Origin of the sequence: Streptomyces coeruleofuscus, from assembly GCF_039532725.1 — a bacterium.
In the GTDB taxonomy this organism is placed as follows: Bacteria; Actinomycetota; Actinomycetes; order Streptomycetales; family Streptomycetaceae; genus Streptomyces; species Streptomyces coeruleofuscus.
This window is the reverse complement of sequence record NZ_BAAASE010000005.1, coordinates 55,242-79,986: the sequence shown is the minus strand read 5'-3', so window position 1 is coordinate 79,986 and position 24,745 is coordinate 55,242. Positions and strand designations below refer to the sequence as shown.

Below are 24,745 nucleotides of genomic sequence, written 5' to 3'. Positions count from 1 at the left end.
ACGGGCTGCGGGCATATGGTCGTACGAACGTAAGCTATACGATCATAATTCAAAGCTCATGACAAGGGAGTCCGTAATGGCGACAACTCGGCCGGTGGCGCTCGTGACAGGTGCCTCATCGGGGATCGGCAAGGAAGCGGCCCGCGCCCTCGTCGCGGCGGGTTTCGACGTGATCGGAACCGGTCGCAAGACCTCCGGACTCACCCCGCCCGCCGGTGTGACGTACCTCGATCTCGATGTGGCCGACGACGACTCGGCTACCGCCGCGGTCGCAGACGTGATCGCCCGGTTCGGACGCATCGACGTCCTGGTCAACAACGCGGGCGTCGGCGTGGCGGGCGCCGTCGAGGAGAACTCCATCGCCCAGGCCCAGAACATCCTGAACATCAACGTCCTGGGTGTGATCCGTATGACGAAGGCCGTCCTGCCGCACATGCGCGCCCAGGGCGGCGGACGCGTCATCAACGTCTCGTCCGTCCTCGGGGTCGCTCCCCAGCCCTTCATGGCCCTCTACGTCGCGTCGAAGCACGCCGTCGAGGGCTACTCGGAGTCGCTGGACCACGAGGTCCGCGAGCACGGTGTCCGGGTCCTGCTCGTCCAGCCCGCCTATACCAGGACCAGCTTCGACACCAATGCCGCGCAGCCCGACACCCCGCTGTCCCTGTACGCGGAGCGGCGGCGCGTCTTCGACGAGGTGATGGCGGAAGCGATGAAGGCAGGCGACGACCCCGCCGTCGTCGCCGAAGTGATCGTCACCGCGGCCACCGACAGGAAGCCGAAGCTGCGCTACACCGCCGGCCCGCTGGCCTCACGCGTCACCACTGCACGCCGCCTCGTCCCCGCCGGAGTGTTCGACAAGCAGATCCGCAAGAACAACCGCATGGCCGGCTGACCTGGCCCGCTGCCGGCCGGTGGACGCGCTCGCCCACCGTCGGCCAGGGCGCTGTCAGCCGTTCACGGGGTGTGACCGGCGCGGCGGAGGACAGGGCGCAGGACCTCGATGACGTCTGGGTCGTCCACAGTGGACGGAATGGGTTCGTCGCGGCCGTCGGCGATGCCGCGCATGGTCTTGCGCAGGATCTTGCCCGAGCGGGTCTTGGGCAGGGCGGCCACGACCGTGACGTCCTTGAGGGAGGCGATGGCGCCGATGCGCTCGCGCACGAGCTGGACGAGTTCCGCCTCGACCTCGCCCGGTTCGCGGTTGCTGCCCGCTTTCAGGACGACGAAGCCGCACGGGATCTGGCCCTTGAGTTCGTCGGCCACGCCGATGACGGCGCATTCGGCGACGTCGGGGTGGGCGGCCAGGGCTTCTTCCATGCTGCCGGTGGACAGCCGGTGCCCGGCGACGTTGATGACGTCGTCGGTGCGGCCCATGACGAATACGTAGCCGTCGTCGTCGATGTGGCCGCTGTCGCCGGTGACGTAGTAGCCGTCGTAGGCGGAGAGGTAGGAGGCGACGTAGCGGTCGTCGTCGTTCCAGAGCGTGGGGAGGGCGCCGGGCGGCAGGGGGAGCTTCACCACGATCGCGCCGTCGACGCCCGCGGGCGCAGGCTCGCCCGAAGGGTCGAGGACGCGGACGTCCCAGCCCGGCAGCGGGCGGGTCGGGGAGCCGGGCTTGACGGGAGCGGCTTCGATGCCGACCGGGTTGGCGACGATGGGCCAGCCGGTCTCGGTCTGCCACCAGTGGTCGATCACCGGGATGCCCAACAGGGCGCTCGCCCAGTGGTAGGTCTCGGGGTCGAGGCGCTCGCCGGCGAGGAAGAGGTAGCGCAGGTGGGAGAGGTCGTAGCCTGCGGTGAGCGCGCCCTTCGGGTCCTCCTTCCTGATCGCCCGGAAGGCGGTGGGTGCCGTGAACATCGTCTTGACCCGGTACTCGGCGGCGACGCGCCAGAACTGGCCCGCGTCCGGGGTACCGACCGGCTTGCCCTCGTACAGGACCGTCGTCGCGCCGGCCAGCAGGGGCGCGTAGACGATGTAGGAGTGCCCGACGACCCAGCCGACGTCGGAGCCGGTGAACATCGTCTCGCCAGGGCCCACGTCGTACACGGCACCCATCGACCAGTGCAGGGCGACCGCGTAGCCGCCGCAGTCACGCACGACTCCCTTGGGCTTTCCGGTCGTTCCGGACGTGTAGAGGATGTACAGGGGATCGGTGGCGGCGACGGGAACGCAGTCGGCAGACGGCGCGGCGGCGACCAGCTCGGCCCAGTCGAGATCGTCCGGTCCCAGGGCGGCCGGCTCCTGCGGACGTTGCAGGATCACGCTCTTGTCCGGCTTGTGGACGGCGAGTTCGATGGCCCGGTCGAGCAGGGGCTTGTAGGCGATGACCCGTTTGCCCTCGATGCCGCAGGAGGCGGAGACGATCACCTTGGGAGCGGCGTCGTCGATGCGGAGGGCGAGTTCGCGCGGGGCGAACCCGCCGAAGACGACCGAGTGGACCGCGCCGATCCGTGCGCAGGCCAGCATCGCGACGGCGGCCTCGGGGACCATCGGCATGTAGATGACCACCCGGTCGCCGTGTCCCACGCCGAGCTGCGCGAGCGCTCCGGCGAAGGCCGCCACCTCGTTCCTCAGCTGCGCGTAGGTATAGGTGCGGCGGGTGTCGGTGACGGGGGAGTCATGGACGAGCGCGGGCTGTTCGCCCCGGCCGGCTTCGACGTGCCGGTCGAGCGCGTTGAAACAGACGTTGAGCCGTCCGTCGGGAAACCAGCGGTGGAACGGTGCGCCGGAGGAGTCGAGGGCGTGCTGGGGAGTCACGTCCCAGTCGATGGCTTCTGCCGCCTTCAGCCAGAAGCTCTCCGGGTCCTCGGTACTGGCGCGGAAGACGTCCTCGTACGTTCCCATCGCGCACTCCTTTGTGGCATCGAGGGACGGTGGTGGGGCTGCGTGCGGAACGGCGACAGAACTACCGTATGCCGACCGACATGGTCGAGCAGGATGGCTGAGACCGGCGGGCCGGTCACAGGAAGGCCCGGAGGACGCCGACGCCGGCGCCCTGCTGGGTGCTTCGAGCTGGGCGAGGATGCCTTGGCCGCCGATAGGCTCGTGTAGGCGCGACAGGCCCTGTGCGAGGATCTTGAGGTGCCCACCCCTCACGTCGTACCCACCGTGGACGAGATCCAGGACCTCTCCGCGCAGATCAACGCCTGACACCCGGCGAGTGAGGAACCTGATGGCCAGGACAGCAGGCCCGCGCGGAGACGAGATGACGACCGATGACTGATACCGCTGCCGTCGAGATTCTCGCCGACGTCCACCGGGGCGTCGGCCGCATCCTTTTGAACCGGCCCAAGGCGCTCAACGCCCTGACGACAGGCATGGTGGTCGCCATCGACCGGGTGCTCGCCGGGTGGGAGGAGACACCGCTGTCCGCTGTGGTGCTCGCCAGTACGAGCACGAAGGCGTTCTGTGCCGGTGGGGACATTCGCACGATCCGCGAGCACAGCCTCGCCGGGGACGCCGAGGCCAGTGAGCGGTTCTTCGCCTCCGAGTACCGGCTCAACGCCCGGATCGCCGAATACCCCGTCCCGGTCGTGTCGCTCATCGACGGCCTGTGCATGGGCGGCGGTCTCGGTCTGTCCGTCCACGGCAGTTTCCGGGTCGTCACCGAGAGCGCGGTGCTGGCGATGCCCGAGACCGGCATCGGGTTCTTCCCGGACGTCGGGGCCAGCTACTTCCTGCCGCGGTTGCCCGGCGCGACCGGCATGTACCTCGGACTGACCGGGCACCGGCTCGACGCCGCCGACGCCCTGTACACGGGGCTGGCCACACACTTCGTCCCCGCGGACGGGCTCGACGCGGTCGGGGACGCCCTGGCCGACAACCCCGGCGACCCGGTGGACGTGGTTCTGAACCGCCTCGCCGGCCGTTCCCCGGTGGCGGACAGCAGGCTGGCGGAGGTACGCGCGGACGTGGACTGGGCGTTCGGCGCGCCGACCCTCGGCGAGATCGAGAAACGCCTGCGCCACGTCGACACCCCCTGGGCGGGAGAGGCGCTGGCCGCCCTGGAGTCCGCCTCGCCGCACAGCCTGGAGATCACTCAGGCCCTGCTGGCCCGGGGCAGGCAGCGCACGTTGCGCGAGTGCCTCAGCGCCGAACTCGCCCTCACGCGCACGACCATCCGCACTCCGGACTTCCTGGAGGGCGTCCGCGCGGCCCTGGTCGACAAGGACCGCAATCCCGACTGGCAACGTGCGTCGCTCGGCGGACGGACATCGCCGTCCTGAGCATGTCCGCCGTGAGCGTCGAGAACCGCGAGCCGTCGGTGCGTCTCGCCCGACCCGGCCGTGCCGGACGGAGGGTCGGTGGCCGACGCGGTCTCAGGCGTTGTCGGGCACCATCGAGACCACGACCTTGCCGGCCTTCGTGCGGCCCTGCTCGACATGCGCCATCGCCTCCAGCGTCTGGTCGAACGGGAAGGTGCTGTCGATGACCGGGCGGAGCTTCCCGCTGTCGTACAGGGCGCCGAGCTCGCGCAACTGGGAGCCGTTGGCCCGCATGAAGAGGAACTCGTAGCGCACGCCCAGCGCCTTGGCCTGCTTGCGGACCTTGCGACTGAGCGTAGCCATGATCAAGCCCATGAACGACGGGGCGCCGAGCTGCTTGGCGAAGCCGGCGTCCGGCGGGCCGACGACACTGATGGCCAGGCCGCCGGGCTTCAGCACGGTCAGTGACTTCTTGAGGTTCGCTCCGCCCAGGGAGTCCAGCACCAGGTCGTAGCCGGACAGCACCTTCGAGAAGTCTTCCTTGGTGTAGTCGACGACGACGTCGGCGCCGAGGCTCCTGGCCAGCTTCTCGGTGTCGGTGTTCGTGGTCGTCGCCACTGTGGCGCCGAGGTGCTTGGCGAGCTGGATGACTGTCGAGCCGAGGCCACCGGCACCGGCGTGGACGAGTACCTTGTGACCCGGTTGCACCTGGGCACGGTCGACGAGGACCTGCCAGGCGGCCAGGGCCACCAGCGGCACGGCGGCTGCCTCCTGGAGGGTGAGGGAGGCCGGCTTGGGCGCGACATCGTCCACGTCGATCGCGATGAACTCCGCGAAGCCTCCGATCCGCAAGTCCCGCGGGCGGGCGTAGACCTCGTCGCCGACGTCGAAGCCGCGTACGGCCGAGCCGACCCGCGTCACCACGCCGGCCACATCGTGCCCGAGTACGAACGGAAGCTTGTACTTCAGCAACTGCTTGAATTCCCCGTTGCGGACCATTTTGTCCAGCGGGTTGATACTGGCGGCGCTCACTCTGACCAGGACGTCCCGGTCTCCGACCGTGGGCTCGGGCACCTCAGCGGCGCGGGCGCCGTCCTTGCCGTACTTCTCGACGACGAATGCCTTCATGCCGGCCGCCTTTCTGTGTGGGTGTTCCGGTGGTCGCTCTGATTCTTCGCGCAGGTCCCCCTGCGCGCCCGTTTCTCGCGTGCGGCCGGGTTGATGTGGTGGTCACGACGCTACGGCCTGAGTATGGAAAAGTAAACCCAGGTGAGGTCAGGGTCACCCCTTGGGTGCGAGGGTCGAAGCCTTGCGGGGCCTCGGCGTGGATGTCGGCGTACGTCTAGGGCGCCGGCCGGGTTCCGGAGGCCGACGCCGCCCTCGCACGGATCGGCGCCTGGGTCCGGGAGAAGACGGAGATCTGACCGAGCGGTACGGGCACGGCAGTTGCGAGATCCGCGCGTCTGCCGGATCGGGACGGTGAGTAGGTCGTGGACGGCTGCGACGACCTCCTCCCGGTCCGGCAGGCGACGGCCCGGACGGCCGACCATGAGGGTGGGCTCAGCTACGCGTGCGCACCGCCGCGCGCGGTCAAGCCCGCCGACTCTCGGGTCGCCCTCCGCAAGCGGCCGTGCTCGCCGACTCTCGGGTCGCCCTCCGGGCGAGGATCCCTCGGGTCCGGTCGACAGTGATGTCGCCGCAGCCGTCGACGACATGCTCGCCGTGCTGCGGGCGGCCGGCGCCAAGGTCGCAGTCCAGCCGACGGGCCTCCCCGTCGACATCGCGACCAACCACCAGCCGGTCTTCCCGCCCCTGATCACCGTGCGAGCAGCTACGGCGATCGCGAGGTCGACGGCTCACGACCGGACGCGGGCGCCTGTTCCCAGCCGGGCGGTGACTTCACGGGGAGTGAGGGGCGAGTGCTCGGCGGAGCACTCGACGACGACGCGGACCGGGGCGTCGCACTCGGTGTGACGGACGTCCAGTACAGGACCCTCGGAGCCGAGGGCGTATGCCTCGCCCCACTGGCTCAGCGCCATCAGAACGGGCCAGAGGTCCCAGCCCTTGCGGGTCAGGCGGTATTCGTTGCGGGAGCGGCTGCCGGGCTCCCGGTAGGGGACGGTCTTCAGGATGCCGGCCGAGGTCAGCTTGCGGAGGCGGTCACTGAGGACGGCTTCCGACAGGCCGATGTGGCGGTGGAAGTCGTCGAAGCGGCGCACGCCGTTGACGGCGTCACGCAGGATCAGCAGCGTCCACTTCTCCCCGATCACGTCGAGCGTGCGCTGGACGGGGCAGTTCTCCGTGCTCGCCTCAAGCCACTCCATCCCGCCATCGTAAGGGAGCTGCCTTCACCATTGACAGTCAGGTGAGCAAAAGCCTAGCTTCACCTGGAAAAGTCAGCTGACAGTCCGAGGGAAGGACGCTGGACCGTGGGGCGAACGCGTACGTATCACTGGGACGATCCCGCGATCTCGGCGGAGGCCGCCGGGCGCATGGCCGGCATCGACTTCCTGCGCGACGTGCAGGCGGGGCGGCTGCCGAGGGCGCCGATCAGCCACACCGTCGACTTCTCCCTGGACGAGGTGGAGCCCGGCAGGGCGGTCTTCTCGTTGATACCGGGCGAGGAGCACTACAACCCGATCGGCAGCGTCCATGGCGGCATCTTCGCCACTCTGCTCGACTCGGCGGCGGGCTGCGCCGTCCAGTCGACCCTTCCGCAGGGCATGGCGTACACCTCGCTCGATCTGACCGTGAAGTTCCTCCGGCCGATCACCGTCGACACGGGCCCGGTGCGCGCCATCGGCACGGTCGTCAACAAGGGCCGCCAAACAGCGCTCGCCCAGGCCCAGTTGGTCGACACGAAGGACCGTCTCCTCGCGCATGCCACCAGCAGCTGCATGCTCTTCCCGGTGCCCGCCCCTCGGGCGTGACTCCGTCGCCGCTGTCGACTCTTTGGATTACGCTCGCAATACCATAGGCTGGCGGAGTCGGTGAAGGTCAACCGGTCCTTCCGGCCGGCGAAGGAGCGTGCACTGTGGCGCGGTACGGAAAAGAGCACAAGGCGGAGACGAGGCGGCGCATCATCGAGACGGCCGGCCGTCGGTTCAAGCAGGACGGTATCGACGGCTCCGGGGTCTCGACGCTCATGAAGGACGCGGGGCTGACCAATGGGGCCTTCTACGCTCACTTCGAATCCAAGGACGACCTCGTCACCACGGCAATCGCCGACCAGTTGAAGGCCCAGGCCGAGAGCGTCGTCGCGCGGGCCGCGCCCGGCCGGGCCGGACTCGAGCAGATTGTGCGCGGGTACCTGTCACCCCAGCACCGCGACAGCATCGGCGACGGCTGCCCCAACGCCGCTCTGCTCGACGAGATCGGGCGCTGCGCCGACACAACGAGGCAGGCGTACACCGACGGCGTGCTGATCCTCATCGACGGCATTGCCGACCGCATGGCGCCCGAGGCCCCCGCCTCCGCACGTGTGAAGGCGCTCAGCCTCCTCGGTCTGATGGCCGGGACGCTGCAACTCGCCCGCGCCTTGACCGACAGCCAACTCGCCAACGCGCTCCTCGATCAGGGGGTGAGCAACGCCCTCGCCCTGCTGGATGCCGGGCAGGGCGTCTGACGCACCGCATCCGAGGCCGTCAGGGTCATCGGCGTCGTCCTCGACTCGGTCTCGTCCGCATGGCACCGAAGCGGGTCATCGCCGAGGGTGACCTGAAGATCGTCGAGCACGGGGACGCCGTGCAGGACCTGCCGGAGACCTTCGCCGACGACAAGACGATGTTCTGACTCAGGACTCGAGGAACCCGAGCGCTCTTGCGACGAAATCCTCGTGGTACTGGAAGATCCCTCCGTGTCCGGCATCCGGGTAGAGGGGGACGAGTTCGCTCTTGGGCAGGCGAGCGGCCAGGTCGATCGTGTTCTGGCTGGGTACCATCCGGTCGTTCTCACCGTTTGCCACGAGGACAGGCCGGCGAATGGCCGACAGGTCTGACGGTGCCCGGCGGCCCCATCGTTTGACGGCCTTCAGCTGGGTACGGAACGACGGCAGCGAGAAGTCCCTGTCCCGGTTGTCCCTGTGCTCCACCAGTCGTTGCAGGAGTGCGTGTCCTGCCCGTCGGCCGCTCGCCGTGCCGGTGAAGAAGAGGGAGAGCTTCGGGCCCTGGCGGGTCAGGGTGCCCTTGATCGTGGCCCGGATGGCGAGAGCCGGCACCTTGTCGATGCCGTGGCCGCCGGCGGGGCCGGTGCCCGCGAGGATGACCTTGCGGACAAGGTGCGGTTCTTCTTCCGCGATGACCTGTGCGATGAAGCCGCCCATCGACAGGCCGAACAGGTCGACCTGGTCGAAGCCGAGGGCACGGATGAACCGCACCGCGTCGTGGGCCATCGCTTCGATCGTGTCAGGCGTGGAGCCGCCCGACCCGCCCACCCCGCGGTTTCCGGGCGGGTCGCAAGAGAAGGTCCTGCTCGCCCGTCCGTCATTTCTCATGGTGGGCGCAGGGTCGGTCGGCAGCGCGGCGACTTCGGCGCCTGCCCCATGAGGGAGGGGTGCATCCCTTGCGGAGAGCATTGAATTATGGCCATAATTCAATAGTGGACGTGATGCTGAAGGACTCAACCTGACCGGGTTCCGATTCCTGCGGGCCTTCCGCCGTCGTCCGAACTGACTGACTGCACCCGCAGTCCAGAACCCTCATGCAGAAGGGCACGGCCGTGAAGGACGCACAAGGGGCACGAGGCGACGTGGTGACGTCGTACAAGAAGGCACCCACCCGCACTCTCGCCGCCGGGGGAGTGACCTTCGCCTACCGGGACCTCGGCCCGAAGACCGGCGTCCCGGTGGTCTTCATCACCCACCTCGCCGCGGTCCTCGACAACTGGGACCCCCGGGTCGTCGACGGCATCGCCGCCAGGCGTCGCGTCATCACCTTCGACAACAGGGGCGTCGGCGCGTCCAGCGGCTCGACGCCGAAGACCGTCGAGGAGATGGCGAGGGATGCTGTCACCTTCATCCGGGGACTCGGGCTGGATCGCGTCGACATCCACGGCTTCTCGATGGGCGGCATGATCGCCCAGGTGATCGCGCAGGACGAACCGCAGCTCGTCCGCAAGCTGATCCTCACGGGCACCGGCCCCGCCGGCGGCGAGGGCATCAAGAACGTGACTCGACTGTCCCATCTCGACACCGTCCGGGGCCTGTTCACCCTCCAGGACCCGAAGCAGTTCCTCTTCTTCACCCGCACCGAGGGCGGGCGCCGAGCAGGAAAGCAGTTCCTGGCCCGTCTCGAGGAGCGCACGCACGACCGGGACAAGGCGATCTCCCTCACGTCGTACTTCGCCCAGCTCAAGGCCATTCACCGCTGGGGGCTCGCCGAGCCCCAGGACCTCTCCGTCATCCATCAGCCCGTGCTGGTCGCCAACGGCGAGAGTGACAGGATGGTGCCGACGAAGAACTCGTTCGAACTGGCCCGGCGACTGCCGAACGCCGACCTGGTCGTCTACCCCGACGCCGGCCACGGAGGCATCTTCCAGTTCCACGAGCAGTTCGTGACGGAGGCCCTCGACTTCCTTGAGCGGTAGTGGGTGCCAGGGGCGCGGCGGGTGAAGAGCGATGGCCTTGTGGCCGGTCATCGCGCGATGGCTGAGTATCTAAAATTAAACTCAAACTCGGCTAGGATCGCTCCCATGGATGCGCGGACCGAAGTTCTCCAAGACGCCGGCATGGACCCCCGACTCGACCGGGACACGTCCAACTGCTCCATCGCGCGGACCCTTGAGATCGTGGGGGAGAAGTGGACCATCCTGATCCTGCGTGAGGTGTGGTACGGCTCGTCCCGGTTCAGTGACTTCGAGCGTGTCCTGGGCTGTCCTCGTAACCTTCTGGCGACGCGGCTTCGGATGCTGGTGGCGGAAGGGATCCTGGCGACCGAGACGTACAAGGAGCCCGGTTCGCGGAGCCGGCCGAAGTATGTGATCACTCCCAAGGGTATGGACCTGGTGCCGGCCGTGATGGGGCTGCTGCAGTGGGGCGACCGTTACCGCGCCGACCCGGAGGGGCCGGCGGTACTGGCGCGGCACCGCGAGTGTGGCGCGCGCGTCGACGTCCAGATCCGCTGCGAACGGGGTCACCCGGTGCAGGCGAAGGACATCGAGAGCGTCCCCGGGCCGGCCTTCCGCATGAGGTCGTCGGGGTGAGCTGAGGATTCCTCCCGTCGGCCTTCCGTGATCCGGCCGCTCGTCCCGTGCCGCAGGCCGCCGCATCCGACTGGTCGTGCCGACATGATCGGTACGGTGGTACCGGGGCGACGAGAGGGGTGGCGAGGCCGTGGGCGAGGAAGCGGAGATCAGGACGGCGAAGGAGGCCGCCGACCACGAGCTCATCCTGGCGTTCGGACGGTTGCAGGGGGCGGCCAACCGGCTGGAGTACATCCTCGGCCGGGCTCTCGAGGTGGAGTGCGGCATTAGCCATCTGGTCTTCGAGGTGCTGCTGATCCTCGGCCGGGCGGGCGAGCCGGGGCTCTCGATGCGGGCCATCGCGCAGGAGCAGGTGCTGACCACCGGCGGCGCCACCCGGCTGGTGGATCGCATGGAGACGGCGGGTTACGTGACGCGCGCGGAAGCCCCCGGCGACCGGCGCGGGAAGCTCGTGCGGTTGACGCCGCTGGGTGAGGAGACGGTCGTACGGGCTTCTTCGGTGCACCTGGAGAACATCAAGCGGTACTTCGTGGAGCCGCTCCCCGCCGCGGACCGTGATCGGTTCGCCGAGAATCTGCGGATCCTCAGTCATACGGCTCGGGACGTGCTGCCCCGGCTGCCCTGACCTGCGGCCCGACGGCAACGCGGGTGCAGTCCCCTCAGTCGACGCCCATGTGTCCCACCTCACGCGACCCTGGAAATACCTGACGCGTCAGTTACTGTTTCATCAGGTGAATTGCTCGCAACCGGCGGGCACACATCCCTGCCGAGGTATTCGATGAAGCTCGACGGCATCTCCGGCGGTCTGTTCACCGGGCCGCGCCGGGTGCCGATCCGGGAGGTCGGCTACGTCCAGGGCGCGAACGCCCGGATCGCCGAGCTGACCGGCACCGAGTCCGGGGAGGCGCACGAGCGGCTGAACGCCGACGGCCCCTTCGTGACGGACTGCGAGGCCGCCGCCCGCGGTGTCGCGGCCCTGCGCCGGGCCGCCCCCGACCGCGCGCCGGAACTCGCCGCGGCTGTCCCGCACGCCTTCTACGTCGACGGCCTCAGCCTGTCGGAGACGGCCACTCACCGTCTGTCGGAGGCGGCCACCTACCGTGCGGTCGCCCAGGCGGTCGGGCTCGACGCCGACGCCGTGGTCTCCGCCTTCCAGGAACCCGAGGCGTCGTATGCGGCAGCGGAGGACTTCCCCCGCGCCGCCGACCAGGCCGACCAGCGGCTCGCAGCCCTGGCTACCGCCTGATCTCCGTCTTCTGCCCATCCATCACCCTCAAGGAGGCTTCACATGAGCACGCTCGACTTCAAGGTCCTCGACCTCGACTTCCCGGCCGGCAGCAAGAACAAGACCGCCACGCTCGTCACCGGCGAGAACGAAGCCCTGCTGGTGGACGCCGGCTTCACCCGAGCCGACGGCCACCGGCTGGCCGCCGAGATCCTCGACTCGGGCAAGAAGCTGACCACCGTCTTCGTCAGCCACGGCGACCCCGACTTCTACTTCGGCGCGGAGGTCCTCGCCGACGCCTTCCCGGACGCCGTCTTCGTCGCCACCCCGATCGTCATCGAGCACATCCAGCACTCGTACGAGGGCAAGCTCAAGGCGTGGGCCGCGCTCGGCCCGAACCTGCCCACCCGCCTGGTCGGCCTCCAGCCGCTGACCGGCGACCTCACCCTGGAGGGCCACCGCTTCGAGCTCAAGGGCGGCCCGGCCGGTCTGCCCGACCGCCACTACCTGTGGCAGGCCGAGCACCGCGCGGTCCTCGCCGGTGTCCTGCTCTTCCAGCAGGAGCACGTCTGGGTCGCCGACACAGCCACCCCGGGCGACCGCGCGGCCTGGATCGACCTGCTGGACGAGATGTCCTCCCTCGACCCGGAGCTGGTCGTCCCCGGCCACCGCCTGCCCGGCACCGCGGCCGACGCCTCCGCCATCACCGCCACTCGTGACTACCTGCTCGCCTTCGAGGAGGAGCTGGACAAGGCGGCCGACGGCGCGGCGCTCACCGAAGCGCTCGTGAATCGCTACCCGGACCACGGCATGCTGATCGCCGCCCGGATCGGCGCCAAGGTCGCCAAGGGCGAGATGAAGTGGGGCTGACATGACGGACTTCGCCGCCTCCACCGCCCCCGCCGACGTCGTACGCCGTCAGTACCTGGCCTCCGCCGCCGGTGACCTGGAGGCTCTGCGCGCCACCCTCGCCCCCGACGTGGAGTGGACCGAGATGGCCGGATTCCCGCTCGCGGGCACGTACCGCACTCCCAGCGGCGTCACCTCCCACGTCATCGAGGAACTCGCCAAGGAGTGGGACGACTGGGCCGCCCACGACGACACCTACGTCGTCGACGGCGAGAACGTCGTCGTCCTGGCCCGCTACACAGCCGTCAACAAGGCCACCGGCAAGCCGCTCGCCGTGCGCGTCGCCCATCACTTCGTCGTGCGCGGCGGGCTCGTCGTCCGCTTCGAGCAGTTCGTCGACACCGCGCTGGTGCGCGAGGCGATGAGTACCTAGACGGTTACGCCACCTGGAGCTCCGCCCCAGGTGGGCATGCGCGCTCAGGCGTCGTAGACGTGGAAGCCCCGGCCGCTCTTACGGCCGAGGTGACCCGCGGCGACCATGCGGCGCAGGAGGGCCGGCGGTGCGTACAGCGGCTCCTTGAACTCCTCGTACATCGACTCGGCCACGGCCTGGGCGGTGTCGAGGCCGATGAGGTCGAGCAGCCGCAACGGCCCCATGGGGTGGGCGCATCCGAGTTCCATGCCCCGGTCGATGTCCTCCGGCTGTGCGGAGCCCGACTCCACCATCCGTACCGCGCTGAGCAGGTAGGGCACGAGGAGGGCGTTGACGACGAAGCCGGAGCGGTCGGGCGCCTGAATGGCCTGTTTGCCCAGCTGCTCGGCGAAGCCGCGGGTGCGCAGCACGGTGTCCGCGCTGGTGGTGAGGGCGGGAATGAGCTCCACCAGCTGCTGCACCGGCACGGGATTGAAGAAGTGCATGCCGATGACCTGCGCGGGCCGCTCGGTGACGACGGCGAGATCGACGATGGGGATCGAGGAGGTGTTGGTGGCCAGGACCGCCGCGGGGTCTTCGACCGCCTTGTCCAGGGTGCGCAGGACATCCGTCTTGATGTCACGGTTCTCGGCGACCGCCTCGACGACGAACTGGCGGTCGGCCAAGTCGCTGAGGTCGTGGGTGAAGGAAAGCCTGGCGAGGGCCTTGTCCCGCTGCTCCTCGCTGAGCTTGCCGCGCCGCAGGCCTCGGTCGAGTGAGGCGGTGAGCCGGCGGCGGCCTGCCTCCAGCGCGTCCGGCGTGGCCTCGGCGACCCGGACGTCGATGCCGCTGCGTGCCGCGACTTCGGCGATGCCGGAGCCCATGAGGCCACATCCGACCACGCCGAGACGAGTTACGGGATCCATCTGAGGTCCTATCTGCTGAGTCGCTGCGGGGTGGCTGCCGGGGTTACGGGGCTGGGTCAGACGTTGCGGCGGTACTGGCCGCCCACTTCGAAGAAGGCCTCGGTGATCTGCTGGAGGGAGCAGACCCGGGTGGCGTCCATGAGGACGGCGAAGACGTTGTCGCCGTTCGTCGCCGCGTTCTTGAGCGCGGCCAGGGCGTCGTGGGCCTGGTCGCGGTGGCCGGTGTGGAAGTCCCGCACGCGCTCCAGCTGGGACTGCTTCTCCTCCTCGGTGGCCCGGGCGAGTTCCAGCTCCTGAGGCCGGCTGTCGCCCCCGGGTCGGAGGAAGGTGTTGACGCCGATGATGGGCAGGGTGCCGTCGTGCTTGCGCTGCTCGTACAGCATCGACTCGTCCTGGATGCGGCCCCGCTGGTAGCCGGTCTCCATCGCGCCCAGCACGCCACCGCGCTCGCTGATCCGCTCGAACTCCTGGAGTACGGCCTCCTCCACCAGGTCCGTGAGTTCGTCGATGATGAACGACCCCTGGAGGGGGTTCTCGTTCATCGCCAGGCCCCACTCGCGGTTGATGACGAGCTGGATCGCCAGCGCCCGCCGCACCGACTCCTCGGACGGGGTGGTGACGGCCTCGTCGTAGGCGTTGGTGTGCAGCGAGTTCGCGTTGTCGTAGATGGCCGTGAGGGCCTGGAGGGTGGTGCGGATGTCGTTGAAGTCCATCTCCTGGGCGTGCAGGGAGCGTCCGGAGGTCTGGACGTGGTACTTCAGCTTCTGACTGCGTTCGTTGGCCCCGTACTTCTCCTTCATCGCGACGGCCCAGACCCGGCGGGCGACCCGGCCGAGGACGGAGTACTCGGGGTCCATGCCGTTGGAGAAGAAGAACGACAGGTTCGGGGCGAAGTCGTCGATGTGCATGCCCCGGGCGAGGTAGGCCTCGACGTAGGTGAAGCCGTTGGCGAGGGTGAAGGCGAGCTGGCTGATGGGGTTCGCGCCGGCTTCGGCGATGTGGTAGCCGGATATGGACACGGAGTAGAAGTTGCGGACCTTGTGGGCGATGAACCACTCCTGGATGTCGGCCATCATCCGCAGCGAGAACTCGGTGGAGAACAGGCAGGTGTTCTGACCCTGGTCCTCCTTGAGGATGTCGGCCTGCACCGTGCCGCGCACGTTCGCGAGCGCGTGGGCCCGCAGTTCGGCCGTCTCCTCGGGGGACGGGTCACGGCCCTCGGTGGCTCGGAACTTCTCCGTCTGCTGGTCGATGGCGGTGTTGAGGAAGAACGCCAGGATCGTCGGAGCGGGGCCGTTGATGGTCATGGAGACCGAGGTGGTGGGTGAGGTCAGGTCGAAGCCGTCGTAGAGGGCCTTCATGTCCGCGAGCGTGGCCACCGACACCCCGGAGGTGCCGACCTTGCCGTAGATGTCGGGGCGTTCGTCCGGGTCGCGGCCGTAGAGCGTGACCGAGTCGAAGGCGGTGGACAGGCGGGTGGCCGGCTGGCCCTCGGAGAGCAGCTTGAAGCGCCGGTTCGTGCGGAACGGATCGCCCTCACCGGCGAACATCCGCGCCGGGTCCTCGCCGTCGCGCTTGAAGGGGAACACCCCTGCCGTGAAGGGGAAGTAGCCGGGCAGGTTCTCCCCGCGCCAGAACCGCACCAGCTCCCCGTGGTCGGTGAGGCGGGGCAGGGCGACGCGCGGGACCTTGTTGCCGGACAGGGACTCCCGGGTCAGCTTGGTGCGGATCTCCCTGTCCCGGACCTTCACCACCTGCTCGTCCCCGGAGTAGGAGGCGATGACCGCGGGCCAGTTCCCGATCTGCTCCGTGATCTGGTGCGGGAGCTGCCTGCGGGCGTCGTCGAGGAGCGCCTGCACGTTCGCCGCGTCGGAGCCGGCCTCGGCGAGTTCCTCCCTGACCGCCTCCAGGTACTGCACCCGCCTGGTCGCCTCGGCCAGGCGCTCGGTCTCGGCGTGGTACGCGCGGACCGTGTCGGTGATCTCGGCGAGGTAGCGCACCCGGCCTGCGGGGACCACCTGCCGGATGCCGGAGGAGTGGCGTACCCCGACCGGCGCCAGCGCGCCCTCGGACAGCGGCAGCCCCTTCTCGGCCAGGCCCGTCTTCAGGTGCTGGTAGAGCGCGGTGACACCGTCGTCGTTGAACGTCGCCGCCGACGTGCCGTACACCGGCATGTCCTCGGGCCGCATGCCGAACGCCTCACGGTTGCGGACCAGTTGGCGGCCCACGTCGCGCAGCGCGTCCTGCGCGCCGCGCCGCTCGAACTTGTTGATCGCCACGACGTCGGCGAAGTCGAGCATGTCGATCTTCTCCAGCTGCGAGGCGGCACCGAACTCCGGTGTCATCACATACAGCGAGGTGTCGACGAACGGCACGATCGCCGCGTCGCCCTGGCCGATGCCCGGCGTCTCCACGATCACCAGGTCGAACCCCGCGGCCTTGACCACGTCGATGACGTCGGTCAGGTGCTCGGGCAGCTCGCGGCTGCCACGGGTGGCCAGGCTGCGGAAGAAGACCCGGCTGCCGTCCAGGGAGTTCATGCGGATCCGGTCACCGAGCAGTGCCCCGCCGCCGCGGCGGCGGGTCGGGTCGACCGCGATCACGGCGATCCGCAGCTTGTCCTGCTGGTCGAGGCGGAAGCGGCGCACCAGTTCGTCCGTCAGTGAGGACTTGCCCGAGCCGCCCGTGCCGGTGATGCCGAGCACCGGCATGACCCGTGCCGCGGCGGCGGCCCGCAGCCGCTCCAGGAGATCCGGGGGCAGCTTGCCCAGTTCCGCGCCGGTGATGGCGCGGGCGATCGCGAACCGGTCACCGGCGAGCACGGCGGACGCGTCGGTCGGCTTGCCGTCCCAGAGGTCGAAGTCGCAGTCCTTCACGACCGAGTTGACCATGCCGGCCAGACCCATCCGCTGCCCGTCCTCGGGCGAGAAGATGGTCACCCCGCTGCCGCGCAGCCGGGCGATCTCCTCGGGCACGATGACGCCGCCTCCGCCGCCCACCACACGGATGTGGTCGGCTCCCCGCTCGCGCAGCGACTCGACCAGGTACTCGAAGTACTCCACGTGCCCGCCCTGGTACGACGAGACGGCGACACCGTGGGCGTCCTCCTCCAGAGCGGCGTCCACGACCTCCCGCACCGACCGGTTGTGTCCGAGGTGGATCACCTCGGCGCCCTGGGACTGGAAGATGCGCCGCATGATGTTGATCGACGCGTCATGCCCGTCGAACAGAGCCGAGGCCGTGACCAGGCGGACGGGGTGCACGGGTCGGTGCAGATCACTCATGGGGGGCCTTCCCGGACGGGCGGAGGTACTGCCGACAGAAGAGATACTAGGACGTCCTAGTAAATTGCTGGGAGTGATCGCCGTCACAGATCGAGGACGAGGCGGGTCCCGCAGGAGCGGGAGACGCAGATGAGCATGGTGTCGCCGGCGGCCCGCTCGTCCTCGGTCAGCAGCGAGTCGCGGTGGTCGGGCTTGCCGTCGAGCACGTCGGTCTCGCAGGTACCGCACGTGCCTTCCCGGCAGGAGAAGTCGACCGCGACACCGGCCTGCTCCACGGTTTCGAGGACCGAGCGGTCCGCGGGCACGGTGAGGGTGAGACCGGATCGTGCGAGCTCCACCTCGAAGGACTCGGCCTGGCCGGTCGCGGCCGTCGGTACCGGGGCGAACCGTTCGACGCCCAGCGTGCCCGCAGGCCAGTCGCCGCAGTGTTCCTGCACCGCCTGCAACAGGGGCTCGGGACCGCAGGCGTGCACCAGCGTGCCCTCCTCGGGTACGCCGAGGTGGGCCGCCAGGTCCAGCAGGCCGTACTCGTCCTGCGGACGGACGAGTACCCGGTCCCCGTGCGGGGCCAGGCGGTCCAGGAACGCCATGGAGGTACGGGTGCGCCCGCCGTACAGCAGACGCCAGTCGGCCCCCGCGGCCTCGGCGGCCTCCACCATCGGGAGGATGGGCGTGATACCGACGCCGCCGGCGATGAACAGGTGGCGTGCGGCGGGCCGCAGCGGGAAGTTGTTCCGCGGCCCGCGGACCCGCACGGCGGCGCCTTCGCGCAGGTGGTCGTGGACGTACGCGGAGCCGCCGCGGCTCTGCGGCTCGCGCAGCACGGCGATCTGCCAGGAGTCGCGTGCGGCCGGGTCTCCGCACAGGGAGTACTGACGGATCAGATCTCCGTTCTCGCCGTCGGCGCCGGCCAGGAGTACGTCGATGTGGGCGCCCGGTGTCCAGGCGGGGAGCACCCCGCCGTCGGGGCGGCGCAGGGTGAGGGAGACGACGCCGTCGGCGGCGAGGGTACGGGCCGCCACGGCAAGGGTCGTGTCGACCGAGGTCAGTTGGACGTTCATGATGGTTCGGCTCCGGGTTCAGTCCTGGGTCGGCACATGCAGCAACAGCGCGTCGCCCTGGCCGCCGCCCCCGCACAGGGCAGCCGCTCCGCTGCCGCCTCCGCGCCGCCGCAGTTCGGCCGCGAGAGTCAGCACCAGACGGGCTCCGGTCATGCCGACCGGGTGCCCGAGCGCGATCGCTCCGCCGTTGACGTTCACCTTGTCGAGAGAGAGGTCCAGCTCCCGTACGGAAGCCAGGGCCACTCCGGCGAACGCCTCGTTGATCTCGAACAGGTCCAGGTCGGCGGTCTTCAGCCGGCCGTCCCGGGACAGGGCGTCGCGGACCGCGCCGGCCGGCTGGACGAGCAGCGAGGGGTCGGGGCCGGCGACCGTGCCGTAGGCGCCGATCTCGGCGAGCGGGGTCAGGCCCTCGCGCCGGGCGCGCTCCGCGCTCATCACGACGACGGCCGCGGCGCCGTCCGAGAGCTGTGAGGAGTTGCCCGCGGTGATGGTGCCCGCGCCGGAGAAGGCCGGTTTCAGGCGCCCCAGGCTCTCGACGGTGCTTCCCGGCCGTACGCCCTCGTCGGTGTCCACCACCGTCTCGCCCCGGCGTCCCGCCACGGTGACCGGGGCGATCTCGCCGGACAGCGCGCCCGACTCCTGGGCGTGGGCGGCCCGTTGATGGGACAGCGCGCTGTACTCGTCCTGTTCCTCCCGGGTCAGGGCGAACGGCCGCTGGTAGCGCTCGGTGGCCGCGCCCATGGAGACGCCGTCGAAGGCGCAGACCAGCGCGTCGCGGTCGAGGGCGTCCTCCGCCGCGGCGGAGCCGTACTTCCAGCCGCTGCGAGCGCCGCGCAGCAGGTGCGGGGCGTCCGACATGGACTCCATGCCACCGGCGACGACCACCTCGTGGCGGCCGGAGGCGATCATGAGGTCGGCCAGGGCGATGGCGTGCAGACCGGACAGACAGAGCTTGTTGACGGTGCTCGCGGGGACGGAGAACGGAATGCCGGCGCCGATCGCGGCCTGCCGTGCCGGGTTCGGGCCGGCCCCGGCCTGCACGACATGACCCATGACGACGGCTTCCACCGCCGCGGGGTCCAGACGGGCGGCGGCCAGTGCCGCGCCGATGGCGTGGGCGCCGAGGTCGACCGCGGACACGGTGCTCAGGGCACCCGCCAGCCTGCCGATGGGCGTCCTTGCTCCGGCGACGATGACGGATCCGGGCATGCCGGGACCTCCTGGGGTGTGGGGCGGGTCAGGCGACCGCGTCGACGGCGCGTTCGGCGACCATGTGGGCCGTCTCGTTCACCGAGTGCAGGACGATCCGGCCGCCGGGCATGCGCCGCACCCGGCTGACGGACGTGTAGTCGGGGTGGAACCAGAACATCGTGGGCAGGCCGAGCACCGTCGCCAGGTAGGTGTTGGTGATGCCGCCGTGGCACACGACCGCGACCCGCCCGCCGGGATGGGCGTCGAGGATGGTGTCCATGGCCCGCCCGGCACGGGCGCGGAAGGCGTCCCAGTCCAGCTCGGGTACGAAGTCCTCGTAGCGTCCCTCGGCGAGCGCCGCCGCCCGGGGATCGTCCGCGCCGATCTGCTCCGGCGGCATGTAGGGCTGAGTCACGTCGGTGTCCCACTCGCGCAGGTCGTCGAGGACGGTGGCGGTCATGCCGGTGAGGCGCTCCAGGGGTGCCACGGTCTCGCGGGCACGCCGGTACGGGCTGGAGTACAGGGCGTCGACGTCCTCGTGCACGAGCCAGGCGGCGAGGCGCTCGGCCTGGGCGGTGCCCTCCGGTGACAGCCTGGGGTCGAACACGCCCGCCAGGGGAAGACCGTGCCGGATGAGGAGGAGTTCGGTCATGGGTGGTGGTCCTTACTGGGTGGGCCCGGCTCAGCCGGCGATGGTCCGTTCGGAGTGCCAGTACGGGCGGCGCATCGCGCGTTTGTCGAGCTTGCCCATCGCGTTGCGCAGCAGTTCCGGCACGAATTCGTACGACTTCGGGCACTTGTGGGCGGCGAGGTGCTCGCGGCAGAACCGGTCCAGCTCATCGGCCGGCGGCTCGTCCGCCGCCACCACGACCAGCGCCCGCAGGGACTCGCCGAAGTCCGGGTCGGGCACGCCGACGACCGCGACCTCGGCGACCGCCGGGTGCCGCCGCAGGACCGCCTCGCTCTCGGCCGGGTACAGGTTCACGCCGCCGGAGACCACCACGTCCGCAGCCCGGTCGGTGATGAAGATGTAGCCGTCCTCGTCGACGTAGCCGATGTCGCCGAGCGTGAAGACGCCGGGGGAGAGATAGGCGGACCTGGTCTTGTCCGGGTCCGCGTGGTAGCGGACCCCCTGGTCGTCGGGGGCCCGGAAGGCCAGCAGTCCGCGTTCGCCGGGCGGCAGCCGCCGGCCGTCGTCATCGGTGACCAGGACCTCGAACGGGGCCCGGACGCGCCCGACCGAGCCCGGGTGGGCCAGCCACTCGGCGCTGCTGATGCGGGCCACCGTCCCCGCCTCGCTGGCGCCGTACGACTCGGTCAGCACCGGACCGAACCACTCGATCATGGCCCGTTTCACGTCCGGCGGACACGCGGAGCCGGTGTGGGAGACCTGCCGCAGGCTGGAGACGTCGTACCGGGCGCGGACCTCCTCCGGGAGGGCGAGCAACCGCTGGAAGTGGGTGGGCACCATCACCGTCGAGGAGACCCGCCACCTCTGCACCCTGCTGAGGAAGGTCTCCCCGTCGTACCTGCCGAGGACGACCACCGGCTGACCGGCCGCCAGGTGCCGCAGCGAGGTCAGCGGCGCGTTGTGCTGGAGCGGGCCGCACACCAGGTGCGGTCCCGGCGGGAATCCGGGCCGGGCTGACATCGCGGCGAGGTAGGCGGCGCTGTCGGCGACCGGGCCGCTCACCCAGCGCACCTCGGTGCCGCGCGCCCGTCCGGTGGTGCCCGAGGTGTAGACGAGCGGAGGGCGGGCGGGCCGGTCCGACGGGACGTCGCTTCCGGCCGGCGCGGCCGCCAGCCACAGGTCCCAGTCGAAGGCGTGCCCGGCGGCCGGCGTTCCGTGCGTCACCAGCGGCAGGCCCAGTTCCCGGGCCGCGTCCAGGGCGGCACCCGCCCCGGCGGGACCGGTGACGATCGCGGTCACGCCCGCGTCGATGATCTGGTCGACGAGTTCGCCCGAGGTGAGGTTCCGGGACGTGGCCACGGTCCCGACGCCGGCGCGCAGGCCGGCCAGATGGGCCACCAGCGTCGGGATGGCGTTGTCCCCGAGGACGGCGATCCGGTCGTCGAGGCCGGGCGCGAACTCCAGCAGCCGCGCCGCCGCCCGCGCCACCTGGTCGGCGAGGCCGGACCAGGACAGCACGCCCAGGTCGTCCACCAGGGCGGGGTCCTCGGGTGTCTCCTGGGCGCGACGGTCGAGTGGCAGCAGCGACATGGCTCCTCCGGCGGCTCCTGGGTCCTCTCCCGAATCGAGGGGAGAGGTGATGCGGAGACTGTAGCGTTTATCAAGAAAGTACGGAACACTCTGATCTCAAGCGGAGGTGTTCCCGCATGCTCAAGGGGTCTGGCAAGCACACTTTGCCGCCGCCGTTACTGAATCTTTCGTCTGGTAAGTGTCCGAGGAGGAGTCATGCCCCAGCCCGATCCGGACGCATGGCGCACGCAGGTGCGGCAGTGGCTGGCCGACGTGCTCGAACCGGCGCGGGCGCCGGAGTCCGCCGGAGAAGACGCCGATCTCGCCGTGTTCCACAACCTCCCCGAGGACGAGGAACGCCTGCTGCTGGAGCGCTGCCGCGCCTACCAGCGGGCCCGCTTCGACGCCGGCTACCAGGCGCTGACCCTCCCCACGGACAGGGGCGGCGCGGGCCTGACCGCCGCCCACGCGGCCGCCTTCGCCGAGGAGGAGTCCGCCTTCGAGGTGCCGCCCTCCACCGAGCTGATCAGCGTCACCGTGCGCCTGGTCGCGATGGCCGTCTCCCTGTTCGGGACGGCCGAGCAACTCCACGACCACGCACGCGCGTTCCTGCGCACCGACCTGCTGGCCTGCCAGCTCTTCAGCGAGCCGGGTGCCGGATCCGACCTCGCCGCCCTGCGCACCCGCGCACGGCAGACCGACGGGGGCGAGTGGGTGATCGACGGCCAGAAGGTGTGGACCTCGGGCGCCCAGTTCGCCGACTACGGCCTGCTGCTCGCCCGCACCGACCCTGACGTCGTCAAACAGGCCGGCATCACCGCCTTCCTGGTCCCGATGGACGCCCCGGGCGTGGAGGTGCGCCCCATCCGGCAGATGAGCGGCGGCGCCTCCTTCAACGAGGTGTTCCTCAGCGGCGTACGCGTCCCGGACCGGCTCCGGATCGGACGGCCGGGCCAGGGCTGGGAGGTCGCCACCACCACCCTCGCCTTCGAACGGACCGCCTCCGGCAGCGGCAACCGCCGCAAGGGCGGCACCTTTGCCGACGTGCTCGCGCTCGCCCGCTCCCTCGACCGCACCTCGGACCCGCTGGTCCGCCAGCGCCTCGCCGACCTGTACGTACGGGCCGCCCTGCGCGCGGCCACCGTGGACCGCGTCGCCAGGACGAGCGCGGCCGGCGGACGGCCGGGCCCCGAGGCGTCGTTGACCAAGCTCATGGCCTCCGACCTGCTCACCCGCACGGGACAGGTCGCCGCCGAGCTGATGGGGGCGCGCATCAGCGCCGACACCGGCGAACCGGGCACCTACGCCTGGACACAGCACCTGCTCGGCGCCCCCGGCTACCGACTGGCCGGAGGCACCGACCAGATCCAGCGCAACCTGATCGGCGAGCGGGTGCTGAAGCTGCCACCGGAGCCGCGGGCGGACCGGGCGCCGTTCTCGCAGCTTCCCGGCAACTGAAGGACCACTGCTCAGCTACCGAGCTACCGGGACCGTTCCGGCAATCACAAAGGAGTGACATCGATGGATCTGGGACTGACAGGCGCGAAGGCGCTGGTGACCGGCGCGAGCCGGGGCATCGGCCGGGCGATCGCCGGAACCCTCGCGGCCGAGGGCTGCGCACTGGCCCTGTGTGCCCGGGGCGAGGAAGGGCTGGCCAAGGCCGCCGCCGAACTGCGCGGCGAGGGGGCCACGGTGTTCGCGGAGCCGGTCGACGTCACCGACCCGGCCGCCCTCGCGGGTTTCGTGGAGCGGGCGGCCGGCGAACTCGGCGGCCTGGACCTGCTGGTCTCCAACGTGTCGGCGGGCAACGTGAAGGGCCCCGAGTCCTGGGAAGCCAGCCTGCGCGGCGACCTGATCCCGTTCGCGGGGCTTGTAGAGGCGGCTCTTCCGCATCTGGAGGCCTCCGACCGGGCCGCCGTCGTGGCCATCGGCACCACCAACGCCTCCGACACCGCGCGCCCGGCCGGAGCGAACTCCTACTCCGCGCTCAAGGCGGCCGTCGTCCAGCACGCCTCGGCCCTCGCGCACTCCCTCGCGCCGAAGGGCATCCGCGTCAACACCGTCTCGCCCGGCCCGATCGACTTCCCCGGCGGTGCCTGGGAGACCATCCGCACCAGCCGCCCGGAGGTGTACGAGGAGGTCCTCGCCAAGCTGCCGATCGGCCGCTACGGCACCGCCGAGGACGTGGCCGCCGCGGTGGCGTTCCTCCTCGGGCGGACCGGCTCCTTCTGCGTCGGGGTCAACCTCGTGGTGGACGGCGGGCTGCTCACCCGCGTCCAGTACTGAGCCGTGGCGGGCCCGGCCGGCCGGCTGGACGCCGTACTGGTCTGCGGCGGCCGGTGGCACGACTTCGACCACGCGCGGCTGCGGCTGCTGGAGCTGCTCGCGGAGCACCCCCGGGTGCGCACCACGGTGTACCAGGACTACGACTGCCTGTCCGCCCTCGACAAGGCTGACCTGCTGGTCACCTACACCTGCGACGTCCGGCCACGCCCGGCGCAACGGGTTGCGCTGGCACGGTTCGTCGAGCGGGGCGGGCGCTGGCTCGCCCTGCACGGCACCAACGCGGTGATCGAGCCGTCGGCGGGTGGCGGCACACGGGTGTTCACCACTCCGCGGCTCCTCGGGGAAGTGGCGGAGGTGCTCGGCAGCCAGTTCCTGGCCCACCCGCCGATCGAGCCGTACGAAGTCCGGGTGACCCGGCCCGACCACCCGCTGGTCGCCGGGATCGAACCGTTCACGGTCACCGACGAGCTGTACGTGAGCGAGCTGCACGGCGAGCTGGAGGTGCTGCTGCACGCCGAGTACACGGGGCCGTGCCGCGGTTTCGCCGAGGGCGACACGGCGGCCCTCGACCGCGCGCCCCGGCCGGTGCTGTACCTCAAGCGGCACGGCCGCGGCGAGGTCTGCTACTTCACCCTCGGCCACTGCCGGGGCCGCTACGACGTGCAGGACCTCGGCGTGGACGACACCGGGCGCGTGGACGTGGGTCCTTGGCAGACACCGGAGTTCCTGACAGTGCTCGGGCGTTGTGTGGAGCGGACGGTGGGCGCGCGAAGCCCGGCTCGGTGAAGCTCGGGCCGTGGCGTGAGTGCTGGGGGACGCCCGGGGACCACGCAGGGGTCCAGCCCAACCGTCCGACCTGCGGATTGTCATGGACGGGGCTTCGCTTCAGGCGTACCGTGCCCCCGCGC

22 protein-coding genes and 1 pseudogene are annotated in these 24,745 nt (G+C 70.3%); 13 read left to right on the top strand and 10 right to left on the bottom strand.

Annotation, left to right across the window (positions count from 1 at the left end):
- Positions 1-76: 76 nt before the first annotated feature.
- Positions 77-892, top strand: a complete 816-nt coding sequence (locus ABFX81_RS19885; RefSeq protein WP_086853991.1) for an oxidoreductase — start codon at positions 77-79, stop codon at positions 890-892.
- 62 nt (positions 893-954) lie between these two features.
- Here ABFX81_RS19885 and ABFX81_RS19880 read toward each other — a convergent pair whose 3' ends face one another.
- Positions 955-2,844: an AMP-binding protein gene (locus ABFX81_RS19880; protein ID WP_086853989.1), complete on the bottom strand. Its 1,890-nt coding sequence runs from the start codon at positions 2,842-2,844 to the stop codon at positions 955-957.
- Positions 2,845-3,215: 371 nt separating this feature from the next.
- Between ABFX81_RS19880 and ABFX81_RS19875 the strand changes: the two genes are divergently transcribed.
- Positions 3,216-4,226 (top strand): 3-hydroxyisobutyryl-CoA hydrolase, encoded by a 1,011-nt coding sequence (locus ABFX81_RS19875; protein ID WP_086853987.1) that lies wholly within the window; start codon positions 3,216-3,218, stop codon positions 4,224-4,226.
- Between the two features lie 93 nt (positions 4,227-4,319).
- On the opposite strand, the gene ABFX81_RS19870 is transcribed toward ABFX81_RS19875, so the two are convergent.
- Together ABFX81_RS19870 and ABFX81_RS19865 are read right to left on the bottom strand one after the other, a co-directional pair.
- Complete coding sequence (locus tag ABFX81_RS19870) at positions 4,320-5,333, bottom strand: zinc-binding dehydrogenase (RefSeq protein ID WP_086853986.1); 1,014 nt, start codon at positions 5,331-5,333, stop codon at positions 4,320-4,322.
- A gap of 728 nt (positions 5,334-6,061) precedes the next feature.
- Entirely contained in the window at positions 6,062-6,529 is a 468-nt protein-coding gene (locus ABFX81_RS19865; RefSeq protein WP_086853984.1) for a winged helix-turn-helix transcriptional regulator, read from the bottom strand.
- A 105-nt stretch (positions 6,530-6,634) separates the two neighbouring features.
- Here ABFX81_RS19865 and ABFX81_RS19860 point away from each other — a divergent pair, with 105 nt between their 5' ends.
- Together ABFX81_RS19860 and ABFX81_RS19855 are read left to right on the top strand one after the other, a co-directional pair.
- A complete protein-coding gene (locus ABFX81_RS19860) occupies positions 6,635-7,135 on the top strand; it encodes a hotdog fold thioesterase (protein ID WP_086853982.1) in 501 nt (166 codons plus the stop codon).
- 104 nt (positions 7,136-7,239) lie between these two features.
- Entirely contained in the window at positions 7,240-7,830 is a 591-nt protein-coding gene (locus ABFX81_RS19855) for a TetR family transcriptional regulator (RefSeq protein WP_086853980.1), read from the top strand.
- A 168-nt stretch (positions 7,831-7,998) separates the two neighbouring features.
- Here the strand turns inward: ABFX81_RS19855 and ABFX81_RS19850 are convergent, their stop codons facing one another.
- Positions 7,999-8,697, bottom strand: coding sequence for an alpha/beta fold hydrolase (locus ABFX81_RS19850; RefSeq protein WP_346138415.1), 699 nt, complete (start codon positions 8,695-8,697; stop codon positions 7,999-8,001).
- A 206-nt stretch (positions 8,698-8,903) separates the two neighbouring features.
- On the opposite strand from ABFX81_RS19850, the gene ABFX81_RS19845 reads away from it, so the two are divergent.
- From ABFX81_RS19845 to ABFX81_RS19820, 6 genes and pseudogenes are all read left to right on the top strand, one after another.
- Entirely contained in the window at positions 8,904-9,788 is an 885-nt protein-coding gene (locus ABFX81_RS19845; protein ID WP_086855429.1) for an alpha/beta fold hydrolase, read from the top strand.
- A 141-nt stretch (positions 9,789-9,929) separates the two neighbouring features.
- On the top strand, positions 9,930-10,403 hold the full coding sequence (locus tag ABFX81_RS19840) for a winged helix-turn-helix transcriptional regulator (protein ID WP_086855430.1): 474 nt from the start codon (positions 9,930-9,932) through the stop codon (positions 10,401-10,403).
- A 130-nt stretch (positions 10,404-10,533) separates the two neighbouring features.
- Positions 10,534-11,028, top strand: a complete 495-nt coding sequence (locus ABFX81_RS19835; protein WP_086855428.1) for a MarR family transcriptional regulator — start codon at positions 10,534-10,536, stop codon at positions 11,026-11,028.
- A gap of 129 nt (positions 11,029-11,157) precedes the next feature.
- A pseudogene (locus ABFX81_RS19830) lies at positions 11,158-11,649 on the top strand (hypothetical protein); the annotation flags it as partial.
- Positions 11,650-11,691: 42 nt separating this feature from the next.
- A complete protein-coding gene (locus tag ABFX81_RS19825) occupies positions 11,692-12,498 on the top strand; it encodes an MBL fold metallo-hydrolase (RefSeq protein ID WP_086855427.1) in 807 nt (268 codons plus the stop codon).
- A gap of 1 nt (position 12,499) precedes the next feature.
- The gene (locus ABFX81_RS19820) at positions 12,500-12,910 is read left to right on the top strand and encodes a nuclear transport factor 2 family protein (protein WP_086855426.1); all 411 of its coding nucleotides are present in this window, start codon (positions 12,500-12,502) and stop codon (positions 12,908-12,910) included.
- Positions 12,911-12,954: 44 nt separating this feature from the next.
- Here ABFX81_RS19820 and ABFX81_RS19815 read toward each other — a convergent pair whose 3' ends face one another.
- The 6 genes from ABFX81_RS19815 to ABFX81_RS19790 form a co-directional block, all read right to left on the bottom strand.
- Positions 12,955-13,815 (bottom strand): 3-hydroxybutyryl-CoA dehydrogenase, encoded by an 861-nt coding sequence (locus ABFX81_RS19815; protein WP_086855425.1) that lies wholly within the window; start codon positions 13,813-13,815, stop codon positions 12,955-12,957.
- Between the two features lie 56 nt (positions 13,816-13,871).
- Positions 13,872-17,099 (bottom strand): fused isobutyryl-CoA mutase/GTPase IcmF, encoded by a 3,228-nt coding sequence (gene icmF / locus ABFX81_RS19810; protein ID WP_346138414.1) that lies wholly within the window; start codon positions 17,097-17,099, stop codon positions 13,872-13,874.
- 83 nt (positions 17,100-17,182) lie between these two features.
- Complete coding sequence (locus tag ABFX81_RS19805; protein WP_086855431.1) at positions 17,183-18,160, bottom strand: 2Fe-2S iron-sulfur cluster-binding protein; 978 nt, start codon at positions 18,158-18,160, stop codon at positions 17,183-17,185.
- A gap of 18 nt (positions 18,161-18,178) precedes the next feature.
- Positions 18,179-19,369, bottom strand: coding sequence for an acetyl-CoA C-acyltransferase (locus ABFX81_RS19800; protein ID WP_346138413.1), 1,191 nt, complete (start codon positions 19,367-19,369; stop codon positions 18,179-18,181).
- Between the two features lie 28 nt (positions 19,370-19,397).
- Complete coding sequence (locus ABFX81_RS19795) at positions 19,398-20,003, bottom strand: histidine phosphatase family protein (protein ID WP_086847911.1); 606 nt, start codon at positions 20,001-20,003, stop codon at positions 19,398-19,400.
- Positions 20,004-20,033: 30 nt separating this feature from the next.
- Positions 20,034-21,572 (bottom strand): AMP-binding protein, encoded by a 1,539-nt coding sequence (locus tag ABFX81_RS19790; protein ID WP_086847909.1) that lies wholly within the window; start codon positions 21,570-21,572, stop codon positions 20,034-20,036.
- A 195-nt stretch (positions 21,573-21,767) separates the two neighbouring features.
- Between ABFX81_RS19790 and ABFX81_RS19785 the strand changes: the two genes are divergently transcribed.
- From ABFX81_RS19785 to ABFX81_RS19775, 3 genes are all read left to right on the top strand, one after another.
- Complete coding sequence (locus tag ABFX81_RS19785) at positions 21,768-23,009, top strand: acyl-CoA dehydrogenase family protein (RefSeq protein ID WP_086847908.1); 1,242 nt, start codon at positions 21,768-21,770, stop codon at positions 23,007-23,009.
- Between the two features lie 63 nt (positions 23,010-23,072).
- Positions 23,073-23,837: an SDR family NAD(P)-dependent oxidoreductase gene (locus ABFX81_RS19780; RefSeq protein WP_086847906.1), complete on the top strand. Its 765-nt coding sequence runs from the start codon at positions 23,073-23,075 to the stop codon at positions 23,835-23,837.
- Between the two features lie 3 nt (positions 23,838-23,840).
- Positions 23,841-24,623, top strand: a complete 783-nt coding sequence (locus tag ABFX81_RS19775) for a ThuA domain-containing protein (RefSeq protein ID WP_086847904.1) — start codon at positions 23,841-23,843, stop codon at positions 24,621-24,623.
- Positions 24,624-24,745 lie beyond the last annotated feature (122 nt).